Source organism: Streptomyces sp. NPDC005423 (assembly GCF_040606415.1).
Lineage (GTDB): Bacteria > Actinomycetota > Actinomycetes > Streptomycetales > Streptomycetaceae > Streptomyces.
In genome coordinates, this window is record NZ_JBEXET010000005.1 from 220888 (window position 1) to 229443 (window position 8556).

An 8556-nucleotide genomic window follows, 5' to 3' on the forward strand; every position below is an offset into this window, starting at 1 on the left:
TTGGGGAGAAATGACCGACTACGCGATCCAACTACGGGCGGTGAGCCGCGTGTTCGGGGCGCACGGCGCCCGGGTGACCGCCCTCGACCGGGTCTCGCTGGGCTTTCGGCGCGGCACGTTCACCGCCGTGATGGGGCCCTCCGGGTCGGGGAAGTCGACCCTGTTGCAGTGCGCGGCCGGCCTCGACCGGCCCACCGCGGGCTCGGTCACCGTCGGCGGCACCGAACTGACCGGGCTGAGCGAGAGGGGGCTGACGCTGCTGCGGCGGGAGCGCGTCGGGTTCGTGTTCCAGTCGTTCAACCTGCTGCCGTCGCTCACCGCCGAACAGAACGTCGCCCTGCCGCTGCGCCTGGCCGGCCGGCGCCCGCCGAAGGACGGGGTCCGCGAGGTGCTGCGTCAGGTCGGGCTCGGCGACCGGGCGGCGCACCGCCCCGCCGAGCTCTCCGGCGGCCAGCAGCAGCGCGTCGCACTGGCCCGCGCCCTGATCACCCGCCCGGAGGTGCTCTTCGGCGACGAGCCGACCGGCGCGCTCGACTCGCGGACCGGCCACGAGGTGCTGTCCCTGCTGCGCGCCATGGCCGACACGGAGGGCCGCACAATCGTCATGGTCACCCACGACCCGGTGGCCGCCGCCCGCGCGGACCGGGTCGTCTTCCTGGTCGACGGGCGGGTCAGCGGTGAGCTGGCGGGCGCCACGGCGGCCGGCATCGCCACCCGGCTGACCGAGCTGGAGGCCGTGCCGTGCTGAGCGTCACCTTCCTTACGCTGCGCGCCCGTTGGGCCACCTTCGTGGGCAGTTTCGTCGCGCTCTCGCTCGGCGTGGCGCTGATCGCCGTCATGGGACTCGCCCTGGCGTCGTCGCTGGACGCGCCCGAGCGGCGGCCCGAACGGTTCGCCGCCGCCCCCGTCGTGGTGCAGGGCCGGGACACCGTGCGGGTCGCCACCCCGCACGGCGTCCGCAGCGCGCGGCTGGCCCGGCCGAACCCCGTACCGGCGAGGACCCTCGCCGCGCTGAGACGGCTCGGCACCGTGACCGAGGACCGCTCCTTCGCCGTCCGGGCGAAGGGCGCGCCCGCGGACCTGGTGGGCCACCCATGGCCGACCGCCGCCTTCGCGCCGTACCGGCTCGACGCCGGCCGAGCGCCCGAGACGGCCGGCGAGGTGGTCATCAGCGGCGACTGGGCTGCCGTAGGAGCGGAGTTGCGCACCGGGTCCGGCACCGTGACGGTGGTCGGCACCGTGCGCGGGCTCGGCTTCGAGAACGCCGTCTTCTACACCGCCGAACGCGCGGCCCGACTCGCCCCGGACAGTACCCAGTTGGTGGTGGCGGCCGATGCCTCGGCGGTACTGGGGGCGGTGGCGGGCACTCCCGGCGTCGGCGTGCTCACCGGGCCGGCGCGGCGGCTCGCGGACGCCGATCCCGACCGGGACCGGGAGGCGCTCGTCGCGATGAACGCGATGTTCGGCACGGCCGGCGGGATCAGCGGCTTCGTGTCGGTGTTCGTGGTGGCGTCCACGTTCGCCTTCGCCGTCGCCCAACGGCGCCGGGAGTTCGGCCTGTTGCGCACCACGGGCGCCACCCCGGGACAGCTGCGCCGGACGGTCCTCGCCGAGGCACTGGCCGTCGGCGTGCTCGCCTCGGCGACGGGCTGCGTGCTCGGCGCGTACGCGGCGCCCCGCCTGGCCCGCCGGGTCGTCCAGGACGGTCTCGCGCCGGACTGGTTCAGCATCGGCGAGCACCTCTGGCCGTATCACGTGGCCTTCTGGAGCGGGCTGTCGGTGGCGCTGTGCGGTGCGGTGGCCGCCTCCTGGCGGGCCGGGAGGACCGCTCCCACGCAGGCGCTGCGCGACGCGTCCGTGGACAACGAGTCGATGACGCGCGGCCGTTGGCTGCTGGGCGGGGCGCTCCTCCTCACCGCCCTCCTGACCCTCGTCCTGACGCTGGTCTCCGCGCCGGGCGACCTGCTGCACCGCAAGACGTACATCGCGCGCCCCATGCTGCTGATCACGGCGGTCGCGCTGCTGACGCCGCTGCTGGTGCGCCCGCTGTGCCGGACGCTCGCCTGGCTGCCCGCCCGGCTGCCCGGGGCGTACGGCGTGGTGGTGGGCGAGAACGCGACCGCCGCGGTCCGCCGTACCGCCGCCGTCGCCGCCCCCGTGCTGGTCACGGTCGCCCTCGCGGGATCGCTGCTCGGCGCGACCGCGACCCTGCGCGAGGCCGACGCCGCCCAGCTGCGGGCGCGGACCCGGGCCGACTTCGTCGTCTCACCGGCCGGCGGCGCGGGCTTCGACCGGGCGACCGTCGAGCGGCTGCGGGCGGTGCCCGGCGCCGAGGTCTCCGCCACCTCGTCGAGCGCCGTCTACGTCCTGGAGGACGGGGTGGCCCTCGTCAGGTCCGAGGCCCGCGCGGCCGTGCCGGGACCGCTCGCCGCCACGGTACGGCTGCCGGTCACCGCCGGCCGGGTCGCCGGTCTCGACGACGACTCGATCATCGTCAACGAGGAGTGGGCGCGGCACACCGTGGGAGAGCGGGTGAGCGTGTGGCTCGGCGACGGCACCCGCACGTCGCTGCGGATCGCGGCGGTGATGTCCGCCGGTACGGGCGACAACGGCGTCTACGTCACCCCGGCCAACGCTCCGCGCGCGCCCGTCGACCGGATCGACGTGAAGGTCGCGAGCGGCGCCCGACCGGCGCTCGTACAAAGGGAGTTGGCCAAGGCGCTGGCCGCGTCCGGCGGGCAGGTGCGGACCAAGTCCCAGTGGCTGCGCGCCAGTCGGCGCGGGTCCGACGCCACGACCCGGACCGGCCTCCTGCTGGTCCTCGGCATCGCCCTCCTCTACACCGGTGTCTCCCTCGCCAACACCCTGGTGATGTCGGCCTCCGACCGGGTGCGGGAGCAGGCGGCGCTGCGGCTGGCCGGGGCCACCACCGGGCAGGTGCTCCGCCTGGTCGCCGCCGAGGCGCTGCTGGTCGTGGCGGTCGGCGGGGTGCTGGGGCTGCTGGCGACCGTCCTCGACCTGCTCGGCATGCGGGCCGCCCTGGCGCTGCTCTCGGTGGGCGGCCCGCTGGTCGTCCCATGGGCCGCGGTCGGCTCGGCGACGGGCGCCTGCGCGATCCTCGCCGTGGTCTCCGCGGTGCTCCCGGCCGCGCTGTCACTGCGGCGCGGGGTCGTGGCACTGGCCGGCGTACGGGAGTGACCCCGACGCCGGCCGGGGTGGACGGACGGGCCGGTCGCCCGTCCGTCCACCGGCGACGACGACCGCGCCGATCGCTACTGCCCTCTCCGGTCAGCCCTCTTGCGGCGTCAGCCGCAGCGAGATGCTGTTGATGCAGTACCGCTGGTCCGTGGGAGTGGCGTAGCCCTCCCCCTCGAAGACATGGCCGAGGTGCGAGCCGCAGCGGGCGCAGCGCACCTCCGTCCGGACCATTCCGTGCGAACGGTCCTGGATCAGTTCGACCGCGTCGGTGTCCTTCGGGTCGTAGAAGGACGGCCAGCCGCAGTGCGACTCGAACTTCTCGGTGGAGGTGAAGAGTTCGGCTCCGCAGGCGCGGCAGGAGTAGACGCCCTCGGTCTTGGTGTCGGTGTACTCACCGGTGAAGGCGGGTTCGGTGCCGGCCCGGCGCAGCACCGTGTACTCGGCCGGGGTCAGCTCCGTGCGCCACTGCTCGTCCGGCTTCTCGACGTCGTACGACATGAGCCTCAACCCCTCGCTTCGATCACTTCGACAGACGGTCCAGGATCCGCGGGCCGAGGTCTGTCACATCGCCCGCTCCCATGGTGAGAACGAGATCACCGGGCCTGGCCATTCCCGCGACGGCCTCGGGCACGTCCGCCTTGTCGTGGACCGGTGTCACGTCCGCGCCCGCCACCCGTGCGGCCTGGATGATCAGGTCGCTGGTGACCCCGGGGATCGGGTCCTCGCGGGCCGGGTAGATGTCCAGGACCAGCGAGGCGTCCGCCAGGGCGAGGGACTGGCCCATCTCCTTGGCGAGTTCCTGGGTGCGGGAGAAGAGGTGGGGCTGGAAGACGACGAGCAGCCGCGCGGAGTCGGCCGCCGCGCGCATCGCCTCCAGGTCGGCGGTCATCTCCGTGGGGTGGTGGGCGTAGGAGTCGATCACCTGGACGCCCGCCGCCTCGCCCTTGAGCTGGAGGCGCCGCTTCACGCCGGTGTACGCGGCGAGCGCGGGGGCGAGTTCGGCGGCCGGGAGGCCGAGCGCGACACCGGCGGCGAGGGCCGCGACCGCGTTGTGCGCGTAGTGCCGGCCGGGGACGGAGACGGTGAAGGTGAGTTCCTCGGCGTCCAGCAGGACCCTCACCTCACTCTTGAGGCCCTGGGCGGTCACGGAGAGAACCCGTGCGTCGGCGTCCTCGGACTCGCCGTACGTCACCGTCCGCACCGAGTCGGGCAGCCGCCGGGCCAGCTCCCGGGCGCCCTCGTTGTCGGCGTTGATCACCAGGGTGCCGCCCGGCACGATCCGGCCCGCGAACGTCTCGAAGGACTCGTAGATCTCGTCCATGGAGGCGTAGTTGGCGTGGTGGTCCAGCTCCACGTTGAGGACGATCGCGACCTCGGGGGCGTACTTGTGGAAGCTGCGGTCCGACTCGTCCGCCTCGGCGACGAAGATCTCGCCGTCGCCGTGCAGCGCGTTGGAGCCGGGGACGTCCAGGTCCCCGCCGATCGCGTACGACGGCCGCAGACCCAGCTCGGTCAGCGACACGGCGAGCATCGACGTCGTGGTCGTCTTGCCGTGCGTGCCGGCCACGGCGATCGGGCGCAGCCCGTCCATCAGGCGGGCGAGGGCGTCCGAGCGGTGGACCACGGGGATGCCCAGTTCGGCCGCGCGGGCGAGTTCCGGATTGTCCTGGCGGATCGCCGACGACACGACCACACAGGTGGCGTCGGTGGCGAGGTGGCCGGCCGCGTGCCCGATGTGGACGGTGGCGCCGAGGCCACGGAGGGCGTCGGCGGTCGCCGAGTCCTTGGCGTCGCTGCCCGCCACCCGCGCCCCGCGCTGGGCGAGGATCTTGGCGATGCCCGACATTCCGGCCCCGCCGATGCCGATGAAGTGCGGTCGGTCCATGGCGGCGGGAAGGCCGGGTGCCATGTGTGTCTCCCTGTGCGTACTGGTACGGCGGACGTTCGGCGCCAGCCTATGCGGTGCGGGGGGGCCGCCTCGCGTAGGGGGCGCCGGACCGTACCGGCCGGGCGGCCGAGCACGGCGGGGCGGGCCGGTGGGCGGCCTGCGGCGTGGCCGCGGCGGGCTCCGGGCCGGCAGGCGCGCGCGGGCGGCCCGCACGCTCGCCGGCGCGCGGGCCGCCCGCGGCGCTCACGCCTTGCTGTGCGAGAACAGCTTCAGCACCGGTACGCCGACCTTGTGCCGCGCCCGGGAGGCCCAGTCGCGGTGGAAGAACTCCTCCACGTAGTGGGGGTCGGTGAGCACGATGACCTCGTCGGCGTGGACCTCGTCGACCACTGCTCTGAGCGCGTCCAGCGGATGGTCCTCGACGATCAGGCCCTCCGCCGCGCTGCCCGCCGCGCGCAGGGCGGCCAGGGACACCTCCAAGGCGCGCGCGCCGAGAGCGGCGGCGTCCTCGCCCTCGGGGGTCTCCCGCTCGTGCGCCGCCTCGTCCAGTTCGCCCAGCGCCACGTCGTCGATGGCCCGCAGCAGCCGGTCGGCCTGGTCGCCGCGGGGTTGGAGCAGCACATGGAAGGTGACCGGCTCGTCCCCGTGCAAGGTGGTGACGAACTCCACGTCGGCGGACGTGAGGGCCTTCTCGATCATCAGTACGCTTGTGAACACCAGGCGCCCCTTCTCCTTCGAGGACCCGTGGGCCCGCTCTCCCGCGCGGACCGCGACCGGCCCTGCGGAAACCATCCTGCCCCGTGATCCGACGGGTACTGCCGGATTCAGTGTGCCCGTCGCGCGCTGAGCGGAACGGACGCTTCCGCCGTTCCCGGGGCCGTTCTCAGGACCGGCGGTACCGCCCGAACAGGAACCCGGCCTCTTCCAGCAGGGACACCAGTTCGAAGCGGAGCGGAACGGTGATCGCGGGCCCGCCCGCGATCCGCTGCGCGCCCCCCGCCGTGAGCGTCGGCGACAGCGCCAGACAGAGCTCGTCGAGCACCCCGGCGGCGATCAGCTGGCCGAGCAGCCGGGGGCCGCCCTCGGTCAGCAGCCGGGTGTGTCCCAGCTCCGCCAGAGCGCGGACCGCGCGGGCGGGATCGACGCCGGTGCCGTCACCCGCGATCACCACCCGGGCACCGCTCTTCTCGGCCGCCGCGATCCGCTCCGGAGGGGCCAGGGCACCCGTCAGGACGAGGGTGGGCACCTCGGGCGAGGTGAAGAGGGGCAGCGTGAAGTCCAGATCGAGACTGGCGGTGACGATCGCGATCGCCGGGACGGTCCCCTGTCCGGCCGCCTGCCGTGCCGCCGCGAACTCCGCACGCGCGCGTGCCGGGCGGTAACCCTCCTGGCGTACCGTTTCCGCGCCGACCAGCACGACGTCCGCCAACGCTCTGAGGGTGCCGAAGATCCGCATGTCGGCGGGGCCGGAGAGGGGCTGCGAGCGCCCCTCGTGCTGGCCCGCGCCGTCGAGCGAGGACACCATGTTGGCGCGCAGCCAGGGCCCGGCGCCCGCGGGGTAGGCGTACGCCGCCGCCAGCTCCGCGAGAGCCCACTCCCGGTCCGCCGCACGCGCGTCAGGAGCCTCACCGGAGGCGGGAAGTGCTGTTTCGTCGGTCACAGGGAACAGGCGTCGCATGCCGTGCAGTGTGGCACGGCATGCGCCCCCGCCGGCCGGTCCGGACGGGGGCGCGCGCTCCGGCACGCGCACCTCGACGCCCCGCCGCTCGCCCGTCGCGGACCGCCCCCGCGCAGGTGAGAGCCCTCGCCGCGGTGCGCGCGGCGCCGGCCGCCGCCGTCCCGGCGCGCACGGCCCCCCGGCCCCGAGCGCGGGCCGCCGCCCGCCCTGGCACCCGCCGGGGCCGCCCGCCCCGGCCCGGCCGTCCCCCGCGGACAGGCCCTAGAGTGGGTGACCGTGTCGTCCTCCACCGCAGCCTCCGGGATCAGCCAGATAGCAGACGCGGCCCCGCTGTCCCTGTGCGCCCGTGAGCCGTACGTCCCCGCGGACCGGCTGGTCGCCGAGATGGTGCCGCCGCCGCGCTTCGACTCCGTGCGCTTCGCCACGTACCTCCCGGACTCCGGCCGGCCCAGCCAGACCGAGGCGGTCGGCGTCCTGGAGCGCTTCGCGGCCGGACTCGGCGGGGCGCACCCGGCGGGCGGCGCCAAACGCGGCTTCCTGGGCTTCGGCAGGGCCAGGGCACCGAAGACCCCGGCCGGCCCGCGGGGCGTCTACCTGGACGGCGGCTACGGCGTCGGCAAGACCCACCTGCTGGCCTCCCTGTGGCACGCGACCCCGGCCGAGCCGGCGCTCAAGGCGTTCGGCACCTTCGTCGAGCTGACGAACCTGGTCGGCGCCCTCGGCTTCCAGAAGACGGTCCAGACGCTCTCCGGCCACCGGCTGCTCTGCATCGACGAGTTCGAGCTGGACGACCCGGGCGACACGGTCCTGGTCTCGACACTGCTGGGCAAGCTCGTCGACGCGGGCGTGGCGCTCGCCGCCACCTCCAACACCCTGCCGGGCAAGCTCGGCGAGGGCCGGTTCGCGGCGGCCGACTTCCTGCGGGAGATCCAGGGCCTGTCCGCGCACTTCCGCGCGCTGCGCATCGACGGCGACGACTACCGCCACCGCGGCCTGCCCAAGGCACCGGCGCCGCACTCCGAGGAGCAGGTCACCAAGGCCGCCTACGCCGCGCAGGACGCCTCGCTCGACGACTTCGCACTCCTCCTCGACCACCTCGCCCACGTCCACCCCAGCCGCTACGGAGCGCTGACCGACGGCCTCCGCGCGGTCTGCCTCACCGGGGTGCGGCCGGTGCGGGACCAGTCGACCGCCCTCCGGCTCGTCGTCCTCGCGGACCGGCTCTACGACCGTGAGGTGCCGGTGCTGGCCTCGGGGCAGCCCTTCGACCGGCTGTTCAGCGAGGAGATGCTGAACGGCGGTTACCGCAAGAAGTACTTCCGGGCGATATCCCGGCTGACCGCGCTGGCCCGGGACGCCGAGAAACTGGTCGAGAACGCCTAGCCCGCGCCGGTTCGGGGCCCGCTCCCGCTCCCTTCCGGCCGGGCCGTACCGGTAGCCGCCCCCGTGGCCGGTCCTCGCCGGTCGTGGCCGGTCGTGGCCCCGGGACGGTACCGGGCATATCGTGGGAGGAACGGACAGACACACTGCCCGGACCTCTCCGCGAGGGGGCCAGGATGCTCCAGGAACTGCTGGTGGCGGCGGCTGCGGCCGGTTCCGCGGGCGTGGTGTACGTCGCGGCGGCGGCACGGGTCGTCAAGCAGTACGAGCGCGGAGTGGTGTTCCGCCTCGGACGGGCCGTCGGCGAGGTGCGGTCGCCCGGCTTCACGACGGTCGTCCCGTTCGTGGAGAAGCTCCGCAAGGTCAACATGCAGATCGTGACGATGCCGATCCCCGCGCAGGAGGGCATCAC

8 protein-coding genes are annotated in these 8556 nt (G+C 74.5%); 4 read left to right on the top strand and 4 right to left on the bottom strand.

What is annotated here, in order from left to right:
• The first annotated feature begins 10 nt into the window (after positions 1-10).
• Positions 11-748 carry an ABC transporter ATP-binding protein gene (locus ABZT12_RS09925; protein ID WP_356380228.1) on the top strand — a complete coding sequence of 246 codons (738 nt, stop codon included), beginning with the start codon at positions 11-13 and terminating at the stop codon, positions 746-748.
• The gene (locus ABZT12_RS09930) at positions 742-3198 is read left to right on the top strand and encodes an ABC transporter permease (protein WP_356380231.1); all 2457 of its coding nucleotides are present in this window, start codon (positions 742-744) and stop codon (positions 3196-3198) included. Before ABZT12_RS09925 ends, ABZT12_RS09930 begins: the two co-directional genes overlap by 7 nt.
• Before the next feature lie 90 nt (positions 3199-3288).
• Here ABZT12_RS09930 and msrB read toward each other — a convergent pair whose 3' ends face one another.
• From msrB to ABZT12_RS09950, 4 genes are all read right to left on the bottom strand, one after another.
• Positions 3289-3696: a peptide-methionine (R)-S-oxide reductase MsrB gene (gene msrB, locus ABZT12_RS09935; protein WP_356380234.1), complete on the bottom strand. Its 408-nt coding sequence runs from the start codon at positions 3694-3696 to the stop codon at positions 3289-3291.
• Between the two features lie 22 nt (positions 3697-3718).
• Positions 3719-5107, bottom strand: coding sequence for a UDP-N-acetylmuramate--L-alanine ligase (murC, locus tag ABZT12_RS09940; protein WP_356380237.1), 1389 nt, complete (start codon positions 5105-5107; stop codon positions 3719-3721).
• A 222-nt stretch (positions 5108-5329) separates the two neighbouring features.
• Positions 5330-5803, bottom strand: coding sequence for an indole-3-glycerol phosphate synthase (locus ABZT12_RS09945; protein WP_356380239.1), 474 nt, complete (start codon positions 5801-5803; stop codon positions 5330-5332).
• 166 nt (positions 5804-5969) lie between these two features.
• Positions 5970-6764 (bottom strand): pyrimidine reductase family protein, encoded by a 795-nt coding sequence (locus ABZT12_RS09950; RefSeq protein WP_356380242.1) that lies wholly within the window; start codon positions 6762-6764, stop codon positions 5970-5972.
• Between the two features lie 276 nt (positions 6765-7040).
• On the opposite strand from ABZT12_RS09950, the gene zapE reads away from it, so the two are divergent.
• Both zapE and ABZT12_RS09960 read left to right on the top strand, forming a co-directional pair.
• Complete coding sequence (zapE, locus tag ABZT12_RS09955) at positions 7041-8147, top strand: cell division protein ZapE (RefSeq protein WP_356380245.1); 1107 nt, start codon at positions 7041-7043, stop codon at positions 8145-8147.
• 173 nt (positions 8148-8320) lie between these two features.
• The coding region (locus tag ABZT12_RS09960) for an SPFH domain-containing protein (RefSeq protein WP_356380248.1) at positions 8321-8556 on the top strand (236 nt) is incomplete at its 3' end.